The following is a 20,929-nucleotide window of genomic DNA, read 5'->3' on the forward strand; positions in this document are numbered from 1 at the left end:
GCGGACCCGGAAATGGCGGTCGCGGACAAACCGCAGAGCGTCCGAAGGACGTCAGACCGTCGGCGCCGCCACGCGCTGACGCAGGCCCGCGATCACCGCCTTCAGCATCTCGGCGCTCGCCTCCTCCGAGAGGCCGCCGGGCGTGCGCGCGGCGTAGATCCGTTCGTGCACGAAGGCGAGCTTGGCGATCACCGCGGGTGTCAGCTTGAACGGGTAGAGCGGCGGCTGGCCCATGGAGCGGTTGAGGGAGTTCACCGCGTAGGTGAGGGGAATCCACGCCTCGACCACCCGCTCGAAATCCGGCGTCTCGTAGGGATCGAAATCGACGCAGGTCGAGGACGCCGCCGGCTCGGCCATGCCGCGCAGCTTCGGCCGCAGGCGGATCTCGAAGGCGCTGCCGGTCTCCAGCGTGTCGATGATGTGCAGGTAGTGGGCGAAGGTCTCGGCGAAATCCTCCCACGGATGCGCGGTGGCGTAGGAGGAGACGAAGGATTCCTGCCAATCGGCGGGCGGCCCCACGGCATGATGGCGCCGCAGCGCGGCGCCGTAATCCATGTTCTCGTCGCCGAACAGCGTGCGGAAGGCCGGCAGGCTCGCATCGAAGCGCACCAGCAGGTTCCAGAAATAGTGCCCGATCTCGTGGCGGAAGTGGCCGAGCAGGGTGCGGTAATATTCCCCGAACATCTTGCGACGGCGCTCCCGCTCGACGTCGTCGGCCTCGGCGATCGACAGGGTGATGAGTCCGTCGAGATGGCCCGTCATCACCGGCGGCCCGGCGGAATCGGCGAGGAAGTCGAAGGCGAGGCCGTCGGAGTATTGTGCCCGCGTCACCAGCGGCAGGTCGAGGCGCAGGAGCGAGTAGAACAACCGGTGCTTGGCCGCCTCGATCTGGCGCCAGCGGTCGAGGTTGGCCGCCACGCTGAGATCCGGCACCACCCGGTTGTGGCGGCAGGCGATGCAATAGCGTTCCCCGGACTCCGCCGGCACCATCCAGTTGCAGGCGTGATGGGCCGCGTTGGCGCAGAGGCGATACTTCCGGCCCGGATGCGCGTAGGCGCGGAAGAGGGCGCCGCGCTCGTCCTCGCCGCAGGGCTCGAGCGCCGAAACCTCGTGCCGGTCGCAGACGTAGCCGAGCCGGCGCTCGCAGCTCTCGCAGACCATGCTCTCGAAGGAGAGCGGCTGGTCGCAGGCCTGACACTGGAAGATCTTCATGGAACGCCCCGCTCCGGCTGCGGCGGGGACCAGACAAGAACCGGGCCGCAGTCAGACCAAGGGTCGTGAGCTGGGTGAGGTTCCACCCTCCCGAGCGGCCACGCGCGCCCTGCCGGCTGCATGGTTCTTGCTTTTCCAATCCCTCCATTCCGGTCACCGGGATGTATAAGGCGCGCAACCAGCGGCAGAGCGCGCCGCCCCCATCGCGTCGAGAGACCTCGAAAACGTCCGGAGCCTCCGTGTCGATTCAAGCCGCCCTGCACCACGTCACGCATTACCGCTACGACCGGCCCATCGCGCTGGGGCCGCAGACCATCCGTCTGCGCCCGGCGCCGCATGCCCGCACGAAGGTGCCGGCCTACGCGCTGAAGGTCAGTCCGGAGAACCATTTCATCAACTGGCAGCAGGATCCGGCCGGCAACTGGCTGGCCCGCCTCGTTTTTCCGGAGAAGACGACGGAGTTGCGCGTCGAGGTCGATCTCACCGCCGACCTCGCGGTCATCAACCCGTTCGACTTCTTCGTCGAGCCCTACGCCGAGCGCCGCCCCTTCGACTACGAAGCGGAGCTGAAGGTCGCGCTCGCACCCTACCTCGTGCTCGACGAGGCGCAGGGGCCGGAAATCGACGCCTTCCTCGCCGAGATCCCCGACGAGACGCACACGGTCACCTTCCTCGTGGCCCTCAACGAGAGGGTGCGCTCGCACGTCGCCTACGGCGTCCGGATGGAGCCCGGCGTGCAGACCGCCGCCGAGACGCTGACGCTGAAAAGCGGCTCCTGCCGCGATTCCGCGTGGCTCCTGGTGCAGGTGCTGCGGCGCCTCGGCTTCGCGGCGCGCTTCGTCTCGGGCTACCTGATCCAGCTCGTGCCCGACACCACCGCCGTCGACGGGCCGACCGGCACCAGCACCGACTTCACCGATCTCCACGCCTGGGCCGAGGTCTACCTGCCGGGCGCCGGCTGGATCGGTTTCGATGCCACCTCCGGCCTGCTCACCGGCGAGGGCCACATCCCGCTGGTGGCCACCGCCCACTACAACGCCGCCGCGCCGATCTCGGGGCTCGCCGAACCGGCCAAGGTCGAGTTCACCTACGAGATGACGATCAGCCGCGTGGCTGAAGCCCCGCGCATCACCAAGCCGTTCTCGGACGAGATCTGGAGGGCGATGGACCGGCTCGGCGAGCGCATCGACGCGGATCTCGCCGCGCAGGACGTGCGCCTGACCATGGGCGGCGAGCCGACCTTCGTCTCGGTCGACGACTTCGAATCGCCCGAATGGAACGTCGCCGCGGTCGGCCCGACCAAGCGGGGCCTCGCCGACACGCTGGTTCGCCGCCTTCGGGACCGCTTCGCCCCCGGCGGCATGCTGCATTACGGCCAGGGCAAGTGGTATCCCGGCGAGAGCCTGCCGCGCTGGGCCTTCGCCCTGTACTGGCGCAAGGACGGCGGGCCGGTCTGGAAGAACGCCGACCTGATCGCCGTGGAGGACGGTCCGAAGACCGCCACCATCGCGGATGCCGAGCGCCTGATCGGGGCGCTCGCCGGGCGGCTCGAACTCGCCCGCTTCGTCTTCCCGGCCTACGAGGACGCGGTCTACTGGAAGAGCCGCGAGAGCGAGCTGCCGGTCAACGTCACGACCGCGGCGCCCCAGACCGGCAGCCCGGAGGCCGACGCGCGGTTCAAGCGCGTGTTCGGGCGCGGCCTCGACACCCCCGTCGGCTACGTGCTGCCGCTCGCCAATCTCGCGGTGGACGATGGCCGCGCCTGGATCTCGGAAGCCTGGGCCTTCCGCCGCGGCGGCGCCTACCTGAGCCCCGGCGACTCGCCGATGGGCTTCCGCCTGCCGCTCGGCTCGCTTCCCTACGTACCGCCGGATTCCTACCCCTATTACCACCCGCAGGACCCGATGGAGGCCCGCGGCGACCTGCCCGCCGAGCCCGGCGCACCGCTCCCCAAGGGGAAAGACCGGGCGAACGGCGCCGGCATCGAGGGCGTGGCGGTGCGCACCGCGCTGGCGGTCGAGCCGCGCGACGGCGTGCTGTGCGTGTTCATGCCGCCGCTGGAGCGGGTGGACGAGTATCTCGACCTCGTCGGGCATCTGGAACGCGCCGCGGAGAGCGTCGGCCAGCCGATCCATATCGAGGGCTACGAGCCCGCCTACGATCCGCGCCTCTCGGTCATCAAGGTCACGCCCGATCCCGGCGTGATCGAGGTCAACGTCCACCCCGCCGCCTCCTGGCGCGAGGCGGTCGACATCACCGCCGGCCTCTACGAGGAGGCCCGCCAGACGCGCCTCTGCGCGGAAAAGTTCATGATCGACGGGCGCCATACCGGCACCGGCGGCGGCAACCACGTCGTGCTCGGCGGCGCGAGCCCCTCCGACTCGCCGTTCCTGCGCCGGCCGGACCTGCTGAAGAGCCTCGTCCTGTTCTGGCAGCGGCATCCGTGCCTGTCCTACCTGTTCGCCGGCCTCTATGTCGGCCCGACGAGCCAGGCGCCGCGCATGGACGAGGCGCGCCATGACGGGCTCTACGAGTTGGAGATCGCGCTCGCCCAGGTGCCGGGCCCGGACGAGGCCAACATCCCGCACTGGCTCGTCGACCGGCTGTTCCGCAACATCCTCGCCGACGTCACCGGCAACACCCACCGGGCCGAGATCTGCATCGACAAGCTGTTCTCGCCCGACGGACCGACGGGGCGGCTCGGCCTCCTCGAATTCCGCTCCTTCGAGATGCCGCCGGACGCGCGCATGAGCCTTGCCCAGCAAGTCTTGCTGCGGGCGATCGTGGCGTGGCTCTGGCGCGAGCCGCAGACGGGCGGCTGTGTCCGCTGGGGCACGGCCCTGCACGATCGCTTCATGCTGCCGCATTTCCTCTGGGCCGACTTCCTCTCGGTGCTGGAAGACCTGCGCGCCGGCGGCTACGACTTCGACCCTCAGGCCTTCGCGGCACAGGCCGCATTCCGCTTCCCCGTCTTCGGCCGGGTGGAGCAGGGCGGCGTGAGCCTCGAACTGCGCCAGGCGCTGGAGCCCTGGCACGTGCTGGGCGAAGAAGGGACCGCCGGGGGAACCGTGCGCTTCGTGGACGCATCCGTCGAACGGCTTCAGGTGAAGGTCGAGGGCTATGTCCCCGGCCGGCACGTGATCGCCTGCAACGGCCGGCGCCTGCCGATGACGCCGACCGGCGCCAGCGGCGAGGCGGTCGCGGGCCTGCGCTTCAAGGCGTGGCAGCCCGCCTCCTCGCTGCACCCGACGATCCCGCCGCACGCGCCGCTGACCTTCGACATCCTCGACAGCTGGAGCGGCCGCGCGCTCGGCGGCTGCCGCTACCATGTCAGCCATCCGGGCGGGCGCAACTACGACAGCTTCCCGGTCAACGCCTACGAGGCGGAGGGGCGCCGCCTCGCCCGCTTCGAGGCCATGGGCCACACCCCCGGCCGCGTGGCGATGCCGGCCGAGGAGCGCACCGGAGACTTCCCCCTGACCCTCGACCTGCGCACGCCCGCACCCCGATGAGTTCTTCGGCCGCCCTTGCGGACGGGTCCTTGCCCGACGCCTCCGCCTGGGCGGCCGACGACCCGGCCGCGCGCATGCGCCGCTGGACGGAGGGCTACGCGCCCCGGCCCGGCCTCGCCGACGAGCTGATGCAGGCGGACGGCACCCTGCGCGGCGGCTGGCCCCGCTTCCTCGAGCGCCTTGCCGCGCTCGACGACCGCGAGGTCGCCGTCCGCTTCCTCTCCGCCGAGCGGCATATCCGCGACGCCGGCATCTCCTATCGGGTCTACGGCGACGGGCGCGAGCATCCCTGGCCGCTCGGCTCGCTGCCCCTCGTGATCGACGCCGCCGACTGGGCGGAGCTGTCCGCCGGCATCGTCCAGCGCGCCGGTCTGATGGAGCGCATCGTCGCCGACATCTACGGGTCCGGCCGGCTCGTCGCGGAGGGCTTCCTGCCCGCGGGCGTCGTGGCCGGGCATCCCGAATTCCTGCGCCCCGTCCACGGCATCGCGCCGCCCGGCGGGCGCTGGCTGCCGATCTATGCGGCCGATGTCGGGCGCGGACCCGACGGGCGCTGGCAGGTTCTGGCCGACCGGACCCAGGCCCCCTCCGGCCTCGGCTACGCGCTGGAGAACCGGATGGTGCTCGCCCGCGCCTTCCCGGATCTGTTCGCCGACCTCCATGTCGAGCGCCTGCCCGGCTTCTTCCAGGCGTTCCGCGCCGGCTTGGCCGCCTCCTGCGCGCGCAGCGATCCGCGCATCTGCCTGCTCACCTCCGGCCCCTACAGCAGCACCTATGTCGAGCAGGCCGCGCTCGCGCGCTATCTCGGCTTCCTCCTGGTCGAGGGCGACGACCTCGTCGTGCGCGACGGACTGCTGCACGTGCGCACCATTGCCGGGCTCAAGCGCACCGACGCGATCTGGCGCCGGATCGATGCCGACTATCTCGATCCGATGGAGCTGCGCTCGGATTCGCGCCTCGGCGTGCCCGGCATCCTGCAGGTGCTGCGCCGGGGCGGGGCGGTGATGGGCAACATGCCGGGCTCCGGCGTGCTGGAATCGGCCGCGCTCAGCCCCTACCTGCCGGCCATTGCCCGGCGGCTCACCGGCGAGGAGCTGCGGCTCACCGGCCCGCGCACGTGGTGGTGCGGCGATGCCGACGGGCTCGCCCACGCGCTCGCCAACCTCGACCGCCTGACGCTGCGGCCCGCCGCCACGCCGGTCCGGGGCCCGGAGCGCGACGCGATGCTCGCCGGCCCGGCCCTCGACGCCGCCCGCGCCCAGGCCGTGGCCGCCTTGCGTGAGCGCCCGTTCGACTGGGTGGCGCAGGAACCCGCGCCGCTCTCGACGATGCCGGCCTGGCAGGATGGGCGACTGGTCGCCCGGCCGTTCGTGATGCGCGTCTTCGCCGCCGCGACGCCGGAGGGCTGGCGCGTGCTGCCGAGCGCCTTCTGCCGCGTCGCCGAGCGGGAGGGCGCCGATCCGAGCGAGATGCGCGCCGGCATCCGCTCGGCCGACGTCTGGGTCCTGTCCGACACCCCCGTCGACACGCCGACCCTGGTGCATGCGAGCACCCCGCGCATCCGCCGCATCGCCGGTCACCTGCCGTCCCGGGCCGCCGACAACCTGTTCTGGTTCGGGCGATACCTGGAGCGGGCGGAGGCCGTGATCCGGCTCGTCCAGGCCCATCTCGGCGTGTTCAGCGAGGCGGTCGCCGCCGACGCCTCGGGCGAGGAGGGCGCGCCGACGGCGCTCGCCATCCGCGCCCTTCTCAAGGATTGGGGCTCGGTCAGCGCCGCCGATCTCGGCCCCGCCGCGCTCGCCCAGGAGGCGTTGTCCGGCAAGACCGTCCACGGCTCGGCCCTGTCGCACGTGATGGAAGCGCGCCGCATCGCCGCCTCCCTGCGCGAGCGGCTGCCGAAGGAATCCTGGCGGGCGCTGGCCGACCTGCGCGACACCCTGGTCTATGCCGAGGCCTGGGCGCCGACGGAGGCGCAGCTCTTCGGCAAGGCCGAGCGGGCGCTCGGCCATCTCGCCGCGCTGACCGGCCTGATCCACGAGAATATGGGCCACGCCGCCGGCTGGCGCTTCGCCGATATGGGCCGGCGCATCGAGCGGGCGATCAACACCTGCACCTTCGCCCTGCGCTTCTGCCGTGAGGACGCCAGCGCCGAGGATCTCGGCGTGATGCTCTCGCTCGCCGATTCGCAGATCGCCTACGGCGCGCGCTACCTCGTCGGTGTGAGCCGCAACGCCGTCTGCGACATGGCGGTGCTCGATCCCAACAATCCGCGCTCCGTCGCCTACCAGCTCCAGGCGATCACCGCCCATCTCGACGCCCTGCCGGCGCTCGCCGCCGACGGGCTGCCCGAGCCGCACCGCCGCCGGGCGCTGGCCCTCGCCACGACGCTCCAGACGGCGGAAGCCGACGAGTTCGACGCCGAAGCCCTGGAGCGTTTCGAGACGGATCTGGAGGGCCTCGCCGACCGGATCGCCGGCCGCTACTTTCCCAACGGCCCCGACGCGCTGCGGCCCGAGAAGCTCACGGGTCTCGCTTGATCTATACCCTGCGTCACCTGACGACCTACCGCTACGCGCGGACCGTCCGCTTCGCACGCTGCAACCTGCGCCTGCGCCCCCGCGACGGCGACGGGCAGCGGGTGCTGGAGAGCGCGGTTCACGTCACGCCCGAGCCGACCCGCCGCCTGGAGCGGCGCGACTTCTTCGGTGTCGACACCCTGACCCTGACGCTGGACGAGCCTCACCGCGAATTCTCGGTCGAGGCCGTCTCCCAGGTCACCATCCAGCGGCCGGTCCCGCCGCCGCCCGAGGCCGGCCTCGCCTGGGAACGGGTGCGGGAGGCGGCGCTCGCGCTGCCCTCGCTCGGGCCGGACGGGCCGGCGCATTTCCAATTCCCAAGCCATCGGGTGCCGCTGGTGCCCGAGGTGACGGATTACGCCCGGACAAGCTTCTCGCCCGGGCGCAGCGCCTACGGGGCGGCGGTCGAGCTGATGCACCGCATCCGCGACGATTTCCGGTTCGACGCCAAGGCCACCACCGTCTCGACGCCGCTGGCGGAGGCCTTCGCTCTGCGGGCGGGCGTCTGCCAGGACTTCGCCCACGTGATGATCGCGGGCCTTCGCGGCCTCGGCCTGCCGGCCGCCTATGTCAGCGGCTACCTGCGCACCCGGCCGCCGCCCGGCCGGCCGCGCCTGCGCGGGGCCGATGCCAGCCACGCCTGGGTCGCTTTGTGGTGCGGCGCGGATCACGGAGCCGGGGAGGGGATCGGCGAGGGGGGCTGGATCGGCCTCGACCCGACCAATGCCTGCGTCGTGCGCGACGACCACATCGTGGTGGCGCGGGGCCGCGACTACGGCGACGTCGCCCCCATCGACGGGATCGTCGCCTCGGCCGGAGCGCAGAAGCTCACCGTCGAGGTCGATGTCATCCCCGAGGACGAGGCCGCCTGACGGCCGCTGCGGTCAGCCGCCGATCCGCGCGTCCCATCCCGCCATCGCCAGCCTGGCGACGGCCTCCAGCTCGGCCCGGCTCGCGCCATCGCGGGCCTGGAGCGACAGGCCACCCTGCACCGTCATGACGTAGCGGGCGAGGGCGGGCACATCGACCGCGGCGCCGATCTCGCCCGCCGCCACGGCGCGGCTCAGCCGCTTCACGACCTGCTCGTATCCGAGGGCGCGGGCCGCCCGCACGCACTCACCGAGTTCCGCCTGGCCCTCGCCGCCGACTGCCGAGAGCGTCACCATGCAACCGCGCGGCGCCTCGGGCGCGCACACGTCCGTCAGCGCGGCGGCCGTGTCCATCAGCAGCGCCTCGACGGCCGCGCGGGCGGTCGGAGCCGCGGCGAAGTTGCCCCAGACATGCGCCTCGTACCGCGCGCGGTAGTGGCGCACGGCCTCGGCATAGAGCCCTTCCTTCGAGCCGAAGGCCGCGTAGAGGCTCGGCGAACCGATCCCCATCGCCGCGGTCAGTTCGGCGATCGAGGTCGCCGCAAATCCCTTGCGCCAGAACAGGTGCATGGCCCGGGTCAGGGCCTCGTCTCGGTCGAAGGCCCGCGGCCGGCCCCGCCCGCGGGGCGACGCGGCGCCGGGGGAGGAGGCCGGTTCTGAATTCTGCATCGATCGTTCTATAAATCGCTTGACCCGGTCTCGCAATGCTCATAGCCATTTCTGTGTCGTTCGATACAGAAAGATGAAGCGATGAGTGAACTGGCAGGCAAGCGCGCCCTCGTCACCGGCGCCTCCCGCGGGATCGGGGCGGCCATCGCCCTGGCGCTGGCGGAGCGGGGCGCCGACGTGGCGATCACCTACGAGCGCTCGGCCGAGCGGGCCGCCGAGGTGGTGCGGGCGATCGAGGGACGGGGCCGGCGCGGCCTCGCCCTTCAGGCCGACAGCGCCGATGCGGCGGCGGTGAAGCGCTCGGTCGACGCGGCCGCCGGGGAACTCGGCGGCCTCGACATCCTCGTCAACAATGCCGGCATCGCCCGCGGCGGCCCGGTGGCGGAGATGGCGCTCGCCGACATCGACGCGCTTCTCGCCGTGAACGTCCGCTCCGTGGTGCTCGCCTCGCAGGCAGCGATCCCGCATCTCGGGGAGGGCGGACGGATCATCTCCATCGGCTCGTGCCTCGGCGAGCGGGTGCCGTTTCCCGGCGTGACGGTCTACTCGATGACGAAGTCCGCCCTGCTGTCGTTCACCCGCGGGCTGGCCCGCGAACTCGGGCCCCAGGGCATCACCGTGAACCTCGTGCAGCCGGGCTCGACCGATACCGACATGAACCCGTCCGACGGCGCGCAGTCGGACCTTCAGCGCTCCATGACCGCGCTCGGCCATTACGGCCGGCCGGAGGATATCGCCGCCGCGGTCGCCTTCCTGGCAAGCCCCTCCGCGCGGCAGATCACCGGTACCACTCTCACGGTCGATGGCGGCGCGAACGCCTGATCGATGGCGGCGGCCCGGATGCGATCCGGGCCGCCGGTCTCAGCCGGAAACGCCGGCCCGGTAGAGGCGCCCGCGCTCGGTCCAGGCGACGGTGACGAGGGCCAGGCCGCCGAGGACGGCGTAGCCGTAGGCCACCGGCATCACCGTGCCGTCGAAGGCGTGCCCGATCAGGAAGCCGCAGAAGGCGCCCAGGATCGTGGTGTAGAAGCCGAGGAACGACGAGGCCGTGCCGGCGATCGCGCCCAGCGGCTGCAGCGCCAGGGCGTTGAAGTTCGGCAGGGCGAAGCTGATCAGGAACTGGTTGAGCGCCAGCACCGAGAGGAACAGCACCAGCGGCGGATGGCCCTGGTAGTGCAGGCCGATTCCGACCTGAACCAAGCCCACGGCGGTGAAGGCGGTGACGCCGGCATGCGAGAGCGTGCGCATCCCGAGCCGGCGCACGAGCCGGGAATTGATCAGCGTCGCCGCGCCCATGGCACCCGCCACCACGCCGAAGGCGACGGGAAACAGCCCGCCGAGATGGTAGAGCCCGGTGTCGAACACCTGCTGGGCCGAGCCGACATAGCCCATGATGCAGCCGGTCAGCAGGCCGAGGGCCGTGGCGTAGCCGATCGCCGCGCGGGTGCGCAGGACCGTCAGCAGCGCCTGCCCCGTTGCCGTGAGCGAGAGCGGACGGCGGTATTCCGGGTGCAGCGTCTCGGGCATCCGCAGGGCGAACCACAGCGTCAGCACGCCGCCGAGCGCCAGCATCGACACGAACACCCAGATCCACGAGCCGAGCAGCAGCATGGTCGCGCCGATCGCCGGCCCGAGCATCGGCACGATCAGGAACACCATCATGATGAGCGACATCACGCTCGCCATCTCGCGGCCCGAGAAGCGGTCGCGCACGATCGCGGTGGAGAGCACGCGCCCGCCGGCCGCGCCCATGCCCTGGATGACGCGGGAGGCGAGCAGCCACTCGAAGCTCGGCGCCAGCATCGAGAGGATGCAGCCGGCGGTGTAGATGCCGAGGCTGATCAGAAGCGTCGGCCGGCGGCCGAGTGCGTCCGAGACCGGCCCGTAGACGATCTGCGCCACACCGAAGCCGATCATGTAGACGTAGACGAGAAGCTGCAGGCTGTTGGGGTCGGCGACCGCGAACCGCTCCTGGATCAGCGGGAAGGCCGGCAGCAGGTTGTCGATCGACATGGCGGTGACCGCCATCATCAGGGCGACGATGCCGACGAATTCGGCAAATCCCGGCCCGACCCACGGCGGCACACTCGGAGTTGCGCCCGGCGCGGCCTCGGAGACGGGGCTGCCGGGGGAGGGCCGGGGCGAGGGTTTCACGGTCGGGAATGCTCTCAGGATCGGTGCCGGCCGGGCTCGGATGCCGGTGTCTTCAACGGGCTGTCGTCAACGTTCAGGGACGGAGCACTTTCCCTCTCCTGCCAGAGAGAGGGAAAGAGCGGCCGCCTCTACTTCTTGTCCTCGCCGCCCATCGCCGCGCTGAGCCGCGCATAGTTCTTCGTCACCAGGGCGATGTTGCCTTGCGACGGCTTGGCCGGCTCGCCCGCCGCGAGCGCCTCCTTGATCTCCTTGACCGCCTCGGCCTTCTCCTTGGCGGGCATGCCCTTGTCGGCCTGGATTGCTGCGAGCTGCTTCTTCAGGAGCGGTGTCGGACCGACATAGCTCTTCGTCTCGGGATCGATCCCGCCGAGCACCGCATCGACGGTGTCGCTGGCATCCTGAAACTCCTCGAGGCTGGCGAATCCATTCCGCTTCACAATCGCCTCGGCCTGGCCCTGGGCCTGTTCCTCCGCCTTCGGATCGGGCTTGTCGGGCGCGCCGCCGGACAGCTTGGCGAGCTCGGGCTGCGCGGCGAGGAGGCCGTCGATCTGCACCTGCGTCAGCGCGATCTCCTTGCCCGGCTCCGGCGCGCCGGCGGGCACGCGGTCCTGCGGGGCGGCGGGGGGCTTGGCCTGCGCGAGCGCGGCCCCGGGAGCGAGCACGGCGCCTGCGAGGAGGGCGGAGAGGGAAGCGGCGCGAACGGCGCGCGAAAGCATCGTCATGATCGTTTGCCTCTGATGTCTCGTCGGCTGCGCCCGGCACCGTTCCGCACAGCCTGATGCGGCTCCGGCCCCGGGCGGCGCGCTTCTCGCAACGGGTCGCGGCGAAACCGTGATCGCATGCCCGGCGCAGGCCCATGCACCGTGGCCGGGCCGGACGCGCCACGCCCCGGCCGCAAAGGCCGCCTCTGCTCGCTGCCCCCGCCGACCGGAGGCCGACGGAAGGCCGAGAGGAGACAGGAGCCCCGTGAGCCAGACCGCCCCGAAACCGGCCTGCCGGCGGCCCGGCGCCCGACCGCCCCGCGGGCCGTCCCGCCTCGCCGTTCTGATCGCCGCCCTGTTCGCCGCGCTCGCGCACGGGGCCGCCGCTCCGGCGCGCGCCGAGGAGGACTTCGCCGAGCGGGCCCACGCCCTCGTCACGCCCTACATCGAGGCCGGCCTGTTCTCCGGTGTCATTCTCGTGGCCAAGGACGGTCAGCCGGTCTTCCGCCGCGCCTACGGCCTCGCCGACCGCGAATGGGAGATCCCCAACACGCCGCGCACCCATTTCCGCATCGGCTCGCTCACCAAGGCCTTCACCGCGGCGGCCGTCCTGAAGCTCGCGGAGGCCGGCCGGCTCGGCCTCGACGACCCGATCCGGCGCTGGGTCCCCTCCGTTCCGGAGGCCTGGGCCGGGATCAGCCTGCGGCACCTGCTCCAGCACCGCTCCGGCATCATCAACTTCACGGCGCTGCCGAACTACTACGACCAGATCGCGCGGGTCGATCACACGCCGGCGCAGATCGTGGCGCTGACGGCGGGCGATCCGCTGCTGTTCCCGCCGGGAGAGCGCTTCGAGTACAGCAACACCAACTACGTGCTGCTCGGCATGGTGATCGAGGCCGCCTCCGGCCGATCCTACGAAGCCTACTTGCGCGAAACGATCCTCGCGCCGCTGGGATTGAAGGAGACCGGTTACGACGACCTGACGGTGATCCTGCCGCGGCGGGCGGCCGGCTACCGCCGCGGCCGGGCGCAGTGGCGCAACGCCGTGCCGATGGCGGCCAGTTCGGCCTTTGCCGCGGGAGCGCTCTACGCGACGGTCGACGACCTGCTCGCCTGGGACGAGGCACTCTCCGGCCCGCGTCTGCTGTCGGAGGCCTCGCGCGCGGCGATGTTCGACGACCGCGGCACCGGCTACAGCCTCGGCTGGTTCGTCGCCCGCGCCTTCGGCAAGCCCGGCGTGCCGGGGAGCGGCCACCGCGTCTTCGGCCATGCCGGGTCGATCCCCGGCTTCCTGTCGATCAACGACCTCTATCCCGACGATCGCCTGACCGTGATCGTGCTCTCGAACACCGAGACCGCCCCGGCCCAGAAGATCGCCCGCGACCTCGCCGCGCTTCATCTCGGCCATTACGAGGCGCCGGAAGAGATCGTGCTGGAGGACGTGATCCTCGACCGTTATCCCGGCACCTACCGCCTCGGCCCGCGCGCCGTCCTCACCGTCGCCCGCGAGGGCAGGGGCCTGACGGCGCGGCTGGACGGGCCCGGCCTGCGCGAGCCGGCCTTTCCCTTCGTGCCCGAGAGCGACCGCACCTTCGTCAGCCCCGTCGCCGACATGCGGCTTACTTTCGAGACCGAGCCGGACGGCAGCCCCACCGGGGTGATCCTGCATCGCGAGCACCGCGACCGGACCGGGCCGCGGGTGAGCGAGGCGGAGGCGGGCGCCGTGCTCGCCCAGCCGCCGCGGGAGCACCGCGAGGTCGCCATCGATCGCTCCGGCCTGACGGCGCTCGCCGGCCGCTACGTCCTGTCGCCGGGTTTCGAGATCGCGGTCACCGTCGAGGACGGGCGGATCTTCGCGCAGGCGCCCCGGCAGCCGCGCAACGAACTCGTCCCCGAGGCCGAGCGCACCTTCTTCCTCCGCGCGGTCGATGCGCAGATCACCTTCACCGTCGACGAGGCGGGCCGCGTCACCGGCCTGATCCTGTACCAGAACGGCCTCGAAACCGATGCGCCCCGCCTCCCCGACGGAGGCGAGCCGACGATGCGCCTTGGACCAAGGGCGGGGTCGCCACAGGATCCGAAAGGGTCTAACTGATAGACCTGTCGCCGGTCGCATCGGCGGTGGCCTCGCCGCCCCCTGCGACCGCCGAAAACAGTTGCGACATCCATCAAGTCGGCGGCCGCCAGAAGCCGCGTTGGCCAAAAGTCCACCTTGATCAGACGGGGCCACTGCTCTTGTCTCCCGCCACAACGCGGAAGAGCGGTCGCCGAACGAGCGCAATGGAGGAAACGCGATGAACAAGCCCGAATTCCTGGCCGACGCCAAGACCAAGTCCCCGTTCTCGGCGCGCTACGACAACTTCATCGGCGGCCAGTGGGTCGCTCCCGTCGGCGGCCGCTACTTCGAGAACACCTCCCCCATCACCGGCAAGGTGATCTGCGAGGTCGCCCGCTCCGACGTGCAGGACATCGACAAGGCGCTGGACGCCGCGCACGCCGCCAAGGACGCCTGGGGCCGCACCGCCCCGGCCGAGCGCGCCCGCATCCTCAACAAGATCGCCGACCGGATGGAGGAGAACCTCGATCTGATCGCGCTGGCCGAGACCTGGGACAACGGCAAGCCGATCCGCGAGACCACCGCCGCCGACATCCCGCTCGCCATCGACCACTGGCGCTACTTCGCCAGTTGCGTGCGCGCCCAGGAAGGCGCGATCTCCGAGATCGACCACGACACGGTGGCCTACCACTTCCACGAGCCCCTCGGCGTCGTCGGCCAGATCATCCCGTGGAACTTCCCGATCCTGATGGCGGTGTGGAAGCTGGCCCCGGCTCTGGCCGCCGGCAACTGCGTCGTGCTCAAGCCCGCCGAGCAGACCCCAGCCTCGATCCTCGTGGTGATGGAGCTGATCGGCGACCTGCTGCCGCCGGGCGTGATCAACGTGGTCAACGGCTTCGGCCTCGAGGCCGGCAAGCCGCTCGCCTCGAGCCCGCGGATCGCCAAGATCGCCTTCACCGGTGAGACGACCACCGGCCGCCTCATCATGCAGTACGCCTCGCAGAACCTGATTCCCGTGACGCTGGAGCTCGGCGGCAAGTCGCCGAACATCTTCTTCGCGGACGTCGCCAACGAGGATGACGACTTCTTCGACAAGGCGCTCGAAGGCTTCACCATGTTCGCCCTCAACCAGGGCGAGGTCTGCACCTGCCCGAGCCGCGCGCTGGTGCACGAGTCGATCTACGACCGCTTCATCGAGCGCGCGATCAAGCGCGTCGAGGCGATCACCCAGGGCTCGCCGCTGGATCCGGCGACCATGATCGGCGCCCAGGCCTCCTCGGAGCAGCTCGAGAAGATCCTGAGCTACGTCGATATCGGCAAGCAGGAAGGTGCGGAGTGCCTCACGGGCGGCGCCCGCGGCAACCGCGAGGGCGATCTCGCCGACGGCTTCTACATGCAGCCGACGGTGTTCAAGGGCCACAACAAGATGCGGATCTTCCAGGAGGAGATCTTCGGGCCCGTCCTCTCGGTCACGACCTTCAAGGACGACGAGGAGGCGCTCTCGATCGCCAACGACACGCTCTACGGCCTCGGCGCCGGCGTCTGGACCCGCGACGGAACCCGTGCCTACCGCTTCGGCCGCGCGATCCAGGCCGGCCGCGTCTGGACGAACTGCTACCACGCCTACCCGGCGCACGCGGCCTTCGGCGGCTACAAGCAGTCCGGCATCGGCCGCGAGACCCACAAGATGATGCTCGACCACTACCAGCAGACCAAGAACATGCTGGTCAGCTACTCCTCGAAGAAGCTCGGCTTCTTCTAAGAGCCTCAAAGCGTTCGAGACCAACTTCAGCCCCGGCCGAAAGGCCGGGGTCTTTTGTTGTCGGGGCCGCATCGGCGGCGCGGCATGCCCGGCATCGGGCGCCCGACTCACGGACCGCTCCCGATGCGGGAATGGACGGGCGCTTCAGCCCGCACCGGCTCGGCCGGCAGACCGGTCAGGCCCCCCGCCAGGACTGCGCCGCCTCGGCCGCGAAATCGCGATAGCGGCGCGGGGAACGGCCGAGCAGGGCCGCGAAGCGTGCGACCTCGGCGGCGCTCGCCGAGGCGCCGTCCTCTTGGTAGCGGCGCATCATCACGCGCAGGTCGTAGGCGAGCCAGGCGGGAGCGAAGGCGCGCAGGCGGCCCTCCAGCCCGTCGAGGTCGTCGCCGCCGTAGCGCACGTCGCGGCCCAGCACCTCCGCCCAGACCGCGGCGATCATCGGACCGGTGAGGGCATCCGGCCCGACGAGTTCGTAGGTCTCGGCCGGAAGTGGCGCGGGAGACCGATCGCGGCGCAGGAGTTCGCGGGCCGCGGCCTCGGCGATGTCGCGCGCGTCGACCATCGAGATCCCGCGCTCGCCGATCGGCGACCCATACAGGCCGGCGCCGAGGAGCGGATCCTTATGGGCGAGGTCGTTCTGCATGAAGTAGGCCGGCCGCAGCACCGTGGCCGGCAGATCGAGGGCCGCGATCATCCGCTCGACGGCGTGCTTGCCGGTGAAATGGGGCGCGTCGACATAGGCCTCGCCGCGGTAGACGGAGAGGTAGACGATGCCGCGGACACCCGCATCGCGGGCGAGGTTGAGGGCCGTGATCGCCTGCGTCAGCTCGTCCGGAACGTTGGCGACCAGCAGGAACAGGGTGTCGATGCCGACGAGCGCCGCGCGCAGGGCATCGATGTCGGTGAGGTCGCCGCGAACGGCCTCGACGCCGGCGGGGAAGCGTGCCGTGTCCGGCGAGCGGGTCAGGGCGCGGACGGAAGCGCCGGCCCCGGCGAGGTGATCGACGACGCTGGAGCCGATGCGGCCGGTGGCGCCTGTCACGAGGATAGTCATGGTCGTTCTCCGGGTTGAAGCGGGGCGGTCCGCTGTGGGCCGCCGCCGATGACCGGAAAATGTGCCGTTCCCCTCCTGGGCCATAGACGGCAAGATCGGGACTGGGTGTCTCGAAATTGGAACGGGCATGGACCTCTCGGCGCTCTCGGACTTTCTTCTCGTCGCCAGCCACGGCGGGTTCGGCCGCGCCGCCCGGGCGAGCGGCCGGCCGAAGGCGACGCTGTCGCGCCGCGTCGCGGAGCTCGAGGCGAGCCTGGGCGCGCGGCTGATCGAGCGGGGCGAGCGCAGCCTGCGCCTGACCGAGGCGGGGACCCTCCTGCACGCCCGCACCGGGCCGCTGCTCGGCGAGATTGCCGAGGCCGGCGCGGCGGTGCGTGGGGGCATGGACCGGCCGCGCGGGCGCCTGCGGGTGAGCGCGCCGCTGCTTCTCTCCGATACCGCGCTCGGTCGCATCGCCGCCCGCTTCGTGCGCGCCTATCCCGAGGTTGATCTGACGATCCGATCGGAGGACCGCCTCGTCGATCCGGTCGAGGAGGATTTCGACGTCGTCATCCGGGTGAATCCGAGGCCGGACGCGCGCCTAGTCGGGCGCTGCGTGCTGCGCGACGCGCCCTGGCTCGTAGCCGCAGGCGACGCAGTCCGCCCGGATCCGAGGGCAGATGGCGGGCCGCCCCCGCTCTCCTGCGTGGTGCGCGCGGAACCGCGGCCGGGCGAGGTCTGGACCGTGCGCGACGGCTCCTCGCGCACCGCCTACGCGCCCGTGCCGGTTCTGCGGCTGTCCTCGCTGCCGATGCTGCGCGACGCGGTCGTCGCGGGTGCCGGCGCCGCAGTGCTCCCGCGCTCCCTCGTCGGCGGCGACGTGGCGGCGGGCCGGCTGGCGCTGTGGGGTGGGCTCGAAGGACCGCCGAACGAGGTCTGGGCGTTGCACACCTCGCGCCGGCTGGTCAGCCCGAAGGTGTCGGCCTTCGTATCGTATCTGGCGGAGGCGCTTCAGCCTTCCGAAGCGCCTCCCACCGCGCCCCGGACCTGATCCGAGCGATCCCTCCGAACTGCGGGTTCGGACCCCGCCCGGGCTCCGCGCGGGGCGTGACGATCCGGGTCGCCGCTTCGATTGCGTTTGGAAGGATCAGGCCATTTCGGCCGGGGCCGCGATCCGGTCCAGCTCCGCCATCACCGCGTCCGGCAGGGTGAGATCGGCGGCGGCCAGGTTCTCGCGCAGATGCGCCACCGACGACGTGCCGGGGATCAGCAGGATGTTGGGCGCGCGGCGCAGGAGCCAGGCGAGCGCGACCTGCATCGGCGTGGCGCCGAGCCGCTCGGCGACTCCGGACAGCGTCGTCGATTGCAGCGGGCTGAAGCCTCCGAGCGGGAAGAACGGCACGTAGGCGATCCCCGCCGCCGCGAGGTCGTCGACGAGCCCGTCATCCGCCCGGTGTGCGAGGTTGTACGCGTTCTGGACGCAGACGATCTCCGCGATCCTCCGCCCCTCGGCCACCTGCCGCTGCGTCACGTTGCTGAGGCCGATCCGGCGCACCAGACCCTGGCGCTGGAGATCCGCCAGGACGGCGAGCGGCGCCTCGATGGAGCCCTCGGCCGGCCCCGACACGTCGAACATGATCCGCAGGTTGACGACATCGAGCGCGTCCAGGCCGAGATTGCGCAGGTTGTCGTGGACCGCCCGGGTGAGGTCCTCGGCCGAGAAGGCCGGGTTCCACGAGGCGTCCGATCCCCGCTTCGCACCCACCTTCGTGACGATGACGAGATCGTCCGGATAGGGGTGCAGAGCCTCGCGGATGATCTGGTTGGTGACGTGCGGGCCGTAGAAGTCGCTCGTGTCGATGTGGTTCACGCCCCGAGCCACCGCCTCGCGCAGCACCGCGACGGCGCCGTCCCGGTCCTTCGGCGGACCGAAGACGTGCGGCCCGGCGAGTTGCATCGCGCCGTAGCCCAGGCGCTTCACCGTGCGATCGCCCAAGGCGTAGGTGCCGGCTCGTTCGAGATCGTTCATCGGGGTCTCTCCTGTGTGACACCCGCGGCTCTAGACCCTGCCGGACCGCGCGATAATACGGATATATCGGCACGGGCTGTGCGGAAAAACGAACAATGCCGGCGGATCTCGGCGACCTCGCCGCCTTCGTCGCGGTGGCGGAGGCCGGCGGCTTTCGCGACGGCGCGCGGGCCTCCGGCATGAGCGCGTCCGGGCTGAGCGAGGCCGTCCGCCGGCTGGAGCGGCGGCTCGGCGTGCGCCTGCTCCACCGCACGACACGCAGCGTCGCCCCGACCGAGGCGGGCATGCGGCTCCTGGAACGCCTGATGCCGGCCCTGGGCGAGGTCGAGGCGGCGCTCGACGTCGTCAACGGCTTCCGCGACCGGCCGGCCGGCACGCTCCGGCTCAATGTGCCGGTCAGCGCGGCCCGACTGGTCCTGCCCAGAATCGTGCCGCCGTTCCTGGCCGCCTATCCGGACATCCGTCTCGACGTGATCGCCGAGGACAGCTTCGTCGATGTGCTGGCCGCGGGCTGCGATGCCGGCATCCGCTACGACGAGCGACTCGAACAGGACATGATCGCCGTCCCGATCGGCCCGCGCGAGCAACGCTTCGCCACGGTCGCGGCGCCGGCCTATCTCGACCGGCGCGGCCGTCCGGAGCACCCGCGCGACCTTCTGCACCATGCCTGCATCGGCGGCCGCTTCGCGAGCGGCCGGACGACGGAATGGGAGTTCGAGCGGGACGGAGAGATCCTGCGCGTCGATCCGAGCGGGCCGCTCACCGTACGCGTCGGCGCCGCCACCGACCTCGCGGTCGAGGCGGCGGTCGCCGGGGTCGGCATCCTCACCCTGTTCGAGGACTGGCTGCGGCCGCATCTCGACAGCGGAGCCTTGGAGCCCATTCTGGAGCCGTGGTGGCCACGCTTTTCCGGCCCGTTCCTGTACTATCCCGGACGCCGCTATCTTCCCGCGCCGCTCCGGGCCTTCATCGACTTCATCGGCCGGCCGCGGCGCGCGCCCTGACGCCGCCGATGCGGGGCCGCTCCCGGCTGCGCATGCGGCGAGCGCCGACGCGCGGGATCAGCCCCGACCCCGGATCGCGGTCGCCCGTCCGTCCTCCACCAGCACCTCGGCCGGCAGCGGGTGGCTGAGAAAACCCGTCGGGCTCGCGGTCAGCCCGTAGGCACCCGACTGCAGCACGGCGACGAGGTCGCCCTCGGCGAGCGGCGGCAGCGGCGCGGCACGGGCCAGCATGTCGAGCGGCGTGCAGAGCGGGCCGACGACGGCCGTGGCCCCGCGCTCCGTACCGCCGCCGTCCATGACGGCCGCGAGGGGAAAGTCGCGCTTGACCACCTGACCGAGATTGCCGCTCGCGGCGAGGTGGTGATGCATGCCGCCGTCGGTGATGACGAAGCGGCTGCCGCGGGATTCCTTCACCGCCAGCACCCGCGCCACGTAGAGTCCCGCCGGCCCGGCGAGATAGCGGCCCGGCTCCAGCACCACGCGGGCCGAGGCCAGACCGGGATCGGCCCGCAGTGTCGCGATCAGGTCGGGCAGCCCGGCGCGGAGCGCGCCGAGGTCGAGGGCGGCGTCACCGGAAAAATACGGGATGCCGAGGCCGCCGCCGAGGTCGATCGTCTCCAGCGGGCGACCGGTCCGGCGGGCGATCCGCGCGGCGAGGCCGAGGCCGTAGGCCCACTGGCCGAGCAGGGTCTCCGCCTTCAGCCCCTGCGTGCCCGCGAACAGATGAAGCCCGACGAGGCGAAGCGCGGCCTGCGCCTCCACCGCGTCGATGGCGGCGTCCATCGCCTCCTCGTCGAAGCCGAAGGGCGAGGGCTTGCCGCCCATCCGCATCGCCCCGCCCTGCGCAGCGGCGCCCGGGTTGATCCGCAGGGCCACCCGCACGGTCGCACCGTGACGCTCCGCTGCCGCTGCGACCCGAACCATCTCCTCGCGGTTCTCGAGGTGGATCTCGCCGATGCCGCCGGCGATCACCCGGTCGAGATCGGCCGCGCCCTTGCCCGGCCCCGCGAACAGGATCCGCTCGGGCGGGACACCGGCCGCGCGTGCCGCGTCGAACTCGGCGCCGGAGGCGATCTCGGCACCCGCGCCCTCCTCGTGGAAGACGCGGATGACCGCCGGATTCGGGTTCGCCTTCACGGAGAAGTCGACCTCGGCGAAACCGGTCACCGCCGCGCACAGGGCGCGGTAGGTCCGGCGCATCGTCCCGGCATCGTAGACGAAGAGCGGCGTGCCGAATTCCTTCGTCAGGTCGATCACCGACAGGCCGCCGACACGGAGAACGCCCCCCGCGTCGCGCGAAAAATTCTCGGCGATCAGGGCGGCGGCGAGATCGGGAGGGACCGCCATCG

At 71.6% G+C, this 20,929-nt stretch carries 15 protein-coding genes; 8 read left to right on the forward strand and 7 right to left on the reverse strand.

Features of this window, described 5'->3' with window-relative positions:
* Positions 1–51 precede the first annotated feature (51 nt).
* Positions 52–1,212: a zinc-binding metallopeptidase family protein gene (locus HNR01_RS22745; protein ID WP_153875486.1), complete on the reverse strand. Its 1,161-nt coding sequence runs from the start codon at positions 1,210–1,212 to the stop codon at positions 52–54.
* Positions 1,213–1,451: 239 nt separating this feature from the next.
* On the opposite strand from HNR01_RS22745, the gene HNR01_RS22750 reads away from it, so the two are divergent.
* Genes HNR01_RS22750 through HNR01_RS22760 form a run of 3 tightly spaced genes read left to right on the forward strand, consistent with a single transcriptional unit; the run spans position 1,452 to position 8,172 of the window.
* A complete protein-coding gene (locus HNR01_RS22750) occupies positions 1,452–4,724 on the forward strand; it encodes a transglutaminase family protein (RefSeq protein WP_183670019.1) in 3,273 nt (1,090 codons plus the stop codon).
* On the forward strand, positions 4,721–7,261 hold the full coding sequence (locus tag HNR01_RS22755) for a circularly permuted type 2 ATP-grasp protein (RefSeq protein ID WP_183670020.1): 2,541 nt from the start codon (positions 4,721–4,723) through the stop codon (positions 7,259–7,261). The genes HNR01_RS22750 and HNR01_RS22755 overlap by 4 nt, the downstream gene beginning before the upstream one ends.
* A complete protein-coding gene (locus HNR01_RS22760) occupies positions 7,258–8,172 on the forward strand; it encodes a transglutaminase family protein (protein ID WP_183670021.1) in 915 nt (304 codons plus the stop codon). The genes HNR01_RS22755 and HNR01_RS22760 overlap by 4 nt, the downstream gene beginning before the upstream one ends.
* 12 nt (positions 8,173–8,184) lie before the next feature.
* On the opposite strand, the gene HNR01_RS22765 is transcribed toward HNR01_RS22760, so the two are convergent.
* Entirely contained in the window at positions 8,185–8,838 is a 654-nt protein-coding gene (locus tag HNR01_RS22765; protein WP_017486616.1) for a TetR/AcrR family transcriptional regulator, read from the reverse strand.
* Positions 8,839–8,919: 81 nt separating this feature from the next.
* On the opposite strand from HNR01_RS22765, the gene HNR01_RS22770 reads away from it, so the two are divergent.
* Positions 8,920–9,660 (forward strand): SDR family oxidoreductase, encoded by a 741-nt coding sequence (locus tag HNR01_RS22770; protein WP_183670023.1) that lies wholly within the window; start codon positions 8,920–8,922, stop codon positions 9,658–9,660.
* A gap of 39 nt (positions 9,661–9,699) precedes the next feature.
* On the opposite strand, the gene HNR01_RS22775 is transcribed toward HNR01_RS22770, so the two are convergent.
* Both HNR01_RS22775 and HNR01_RS22780 read right to left on the reverse strand, forming a co-directional pair.
* On the reverse strand, positions 9,700–10,866 hold the full coding sequence (locus HNR01_RS22775; RefSeq protein ID WP_026105840.1) for a multidrug effflux MFS transporter: 1,167 nt from the start codon (positions 10,864–10,866) through the stop codon (positions 9,700–9,702).
* A 254-nt stretch (positions 10,867–11,120) separates the two neighbouring features.
* A complete protein-coding gene (locus tag HNR01_RS22780; RefSeq protein WP_183670025.1) occupies positions 11,121–11,714 on the reverse strand; it encodes a hypothetical protein in 594 nt (197 codons plus the stop codon).
* Positions 11,715–11,958: 244 nt separating this feature from the next.
* On the opposite strand from HNR01_RS22780, the gene HNR01_RS22785 reads away from it, so the two are divergent.
* Positions 11,959–13,791: a serine hydrolase gene (locus HNR01_RS22785; protein ID WP_309236233.1), complete on the forward strand. Its 1,833-nt coding sequence runs from the start codon at positions 11,959–11,961 to the stop codon at positions 13,789–13,791.
* A gap of 199 nt (positions 13,792–13,990) precedes the next feature.
* Entirely contained in the window at positions 13,991–15,514 is a 1,524-nt protein-coding gene (gene adh / locus HNR01_RS22790; RefSeq protein ID WP_183670027.1) for an aldehyde dehydrogenase, read from the forward strand.
* A 175-nt stretch (positions 15,515–15,689) separates the two neighbouring features.
* Here adh and HNR01_RS22795 read toward each other — a convergent pair whose 3' ends face one another.
* Positions 15,690–16,568: an NmrA/HSCARG family protein gene (locus HNR01_RS22795; protein ID WP_183670030.1), complete on the reverse strand. Its 879-nt coding sequence runs from the start codon at positions 16,566–16,568 to the stop codon at positions 15,690–15,692.
* Between the two features lie 127 nt (positions 16,569–16,695).
* On the opposite strand from HNR01_RS22795, the gene HNR01_RS22800 reads away from it, so the two are divergent.
* A complete protein-coding gene (locus tag HNR01_RS22800; protein ID WP_183670032.1) occupies positions 16,696–17,598 on the forward strand; it encodes a LysR family transcriptional regulator in 903 nt (300 codons plus the stop codon).
* A gap of 96 nt (positions 17,599–17,694) precedes the next feature.
* Here the strand turns inward: HNR01_RS22800 and HNR01_RS22805 are convergent, their stop codons facing one another.
* Positions 17,695–18,576, reverse strand: a complete 882-nt coding sequence (locus HNR01_RS22805; protein ID WP_183670034.1) for an aldo/keto reductase family oxidoreductase — start codon at positions 18,574–18,576, stop codon at positions 17,695–17,697.
* A 95-nt stretch (positions 18,577–18,671) separates the two neighbouring features.
* Between HNR01_RS22805 and HNR01_RS22810 the strand changes: the two genes are divergently transcribed.
* Positions 18,672–19,580 (forward strand): LysR family transcriptional regulator, encoded by a 909-nt coding sequence (locus HNR01_RS22810; protein WP_183670036.1) that lies wholly within the window; start codon positions 18,672–18,674, stop codon positions 19,578–19,580.
* Between the two features lie 57 nt (positions 19,581–19,637).
* On the opposite strand, the gene HNR01_RS22815 is transcribed toward HNR01_RS22810, so the two are convergent.
* Positions 19,638–20,927 (reverse strand): type III PLP-dependent enzyme, encoded by a 1,290-nt coding sequence (locus HNR01_RS22815; RefSeq protein ID WP_183670039.1) that lies wholly within the window; start codon positions 20,925–20,927, stop codon positions 19,638–19,640.
* Between the last annotated feature and the right edge of the window lie 2 nt (positions 20,928–20,929).

The sequence above is a fragment of the Methylorubrum rhodesianum genome (genome assembly GCF_014199985.1).
Taxonomy (GTDB): Bacteria; Pseudomonadota; Alphaproteobacteria; order Rhizobiales; family Beijerinckiaceae; genus Methylobacterium; species Methylobacterium rhodesianum.

Coding starts and splice junctions, on each gene's coding strand:
- HNR01_RS22745 (WP_153875486.1), bottom strand. CDS start 1,212: ATGAAGATCTTCCAGTGTCAGGCCTGCGACCAGCCGCTCTCCTTCGAG.
- HNR01_RS22755 (WP_183670020.1), top strand. CDS start 4,721: ATGAGTTCTTCGGCCGCCCTTGCGGACGGGTCCTTGCCCGACGCCTCC.
- HNR01_RS22765 (WP_017486616.1), bottom strand. CDS start 8,838: ATGCAGAATTCAGAACCGGCCTCCTCCCCCGGCGCCGCGTCGCCCCGC.
- HNR01_RS22770 (WP_183670023.1), top strand. CDS start 8,920: ATGAGTGAACTGGCAGGCAAGCGCGCCCTCGTCACCGGCGCCTCCCGC.
- HNR01_RS22775 (WP_026105840.1), bottom strand. CDS start 10,866: ATGGCGGTCACCGCCATGTCGATCGACAACCTGCTGCCGGCCTTCCCG.
- HNR01_RS22780 (WP_183670025.1), bottom strand. CDS start 11,714: ATGACGATGCTTTCGCGCGCCGTTCGCGCCGCTTCCCTCTCCGCCCTC.
- adh (WP_183670027.1), top strand. CDS start 13,991: ATGAACAAGCCCGAATTCCTGGCCGACGCCAAGACCAAGTCCCCGTTC.
- HNR01_RS22795 (WP_183670030.1), bottom strand. CDS start 16,568: ATGACTATCCTCGTGACAGGCGCCACCGGCCGCATCGGCTCCAGCGTC.
- HNR01_RS22800 (WP_183670032.1), top strand. CDS start 16,696: ATGGACCTCTCGGCGCTCTCGGACTTTCTTCTCGTCGCCAGCCACGGC.
- HNR01_RS22805 (WP_183670034.1), bottom strand. CDS start 18,576: ATGAACGATCTCGAACGAGCCGGCACCTACGCCTTGGGCGATCGCACG.
- HNR01_RS22810 (WP_183670036.1), top strand. CDS start 18,672: ATGCCGGCGGATCTCGGCGACCTCGCCGCCTTCGTCGCGGTGGCGGAG.
- HNR01_RS22815 (WP_183670039.1), bottom strand. CDS start 20,927: ATGGCGGTCCCTCCCGATCTCGCCGCCGCCCTGATCGCCGAGAATTTT.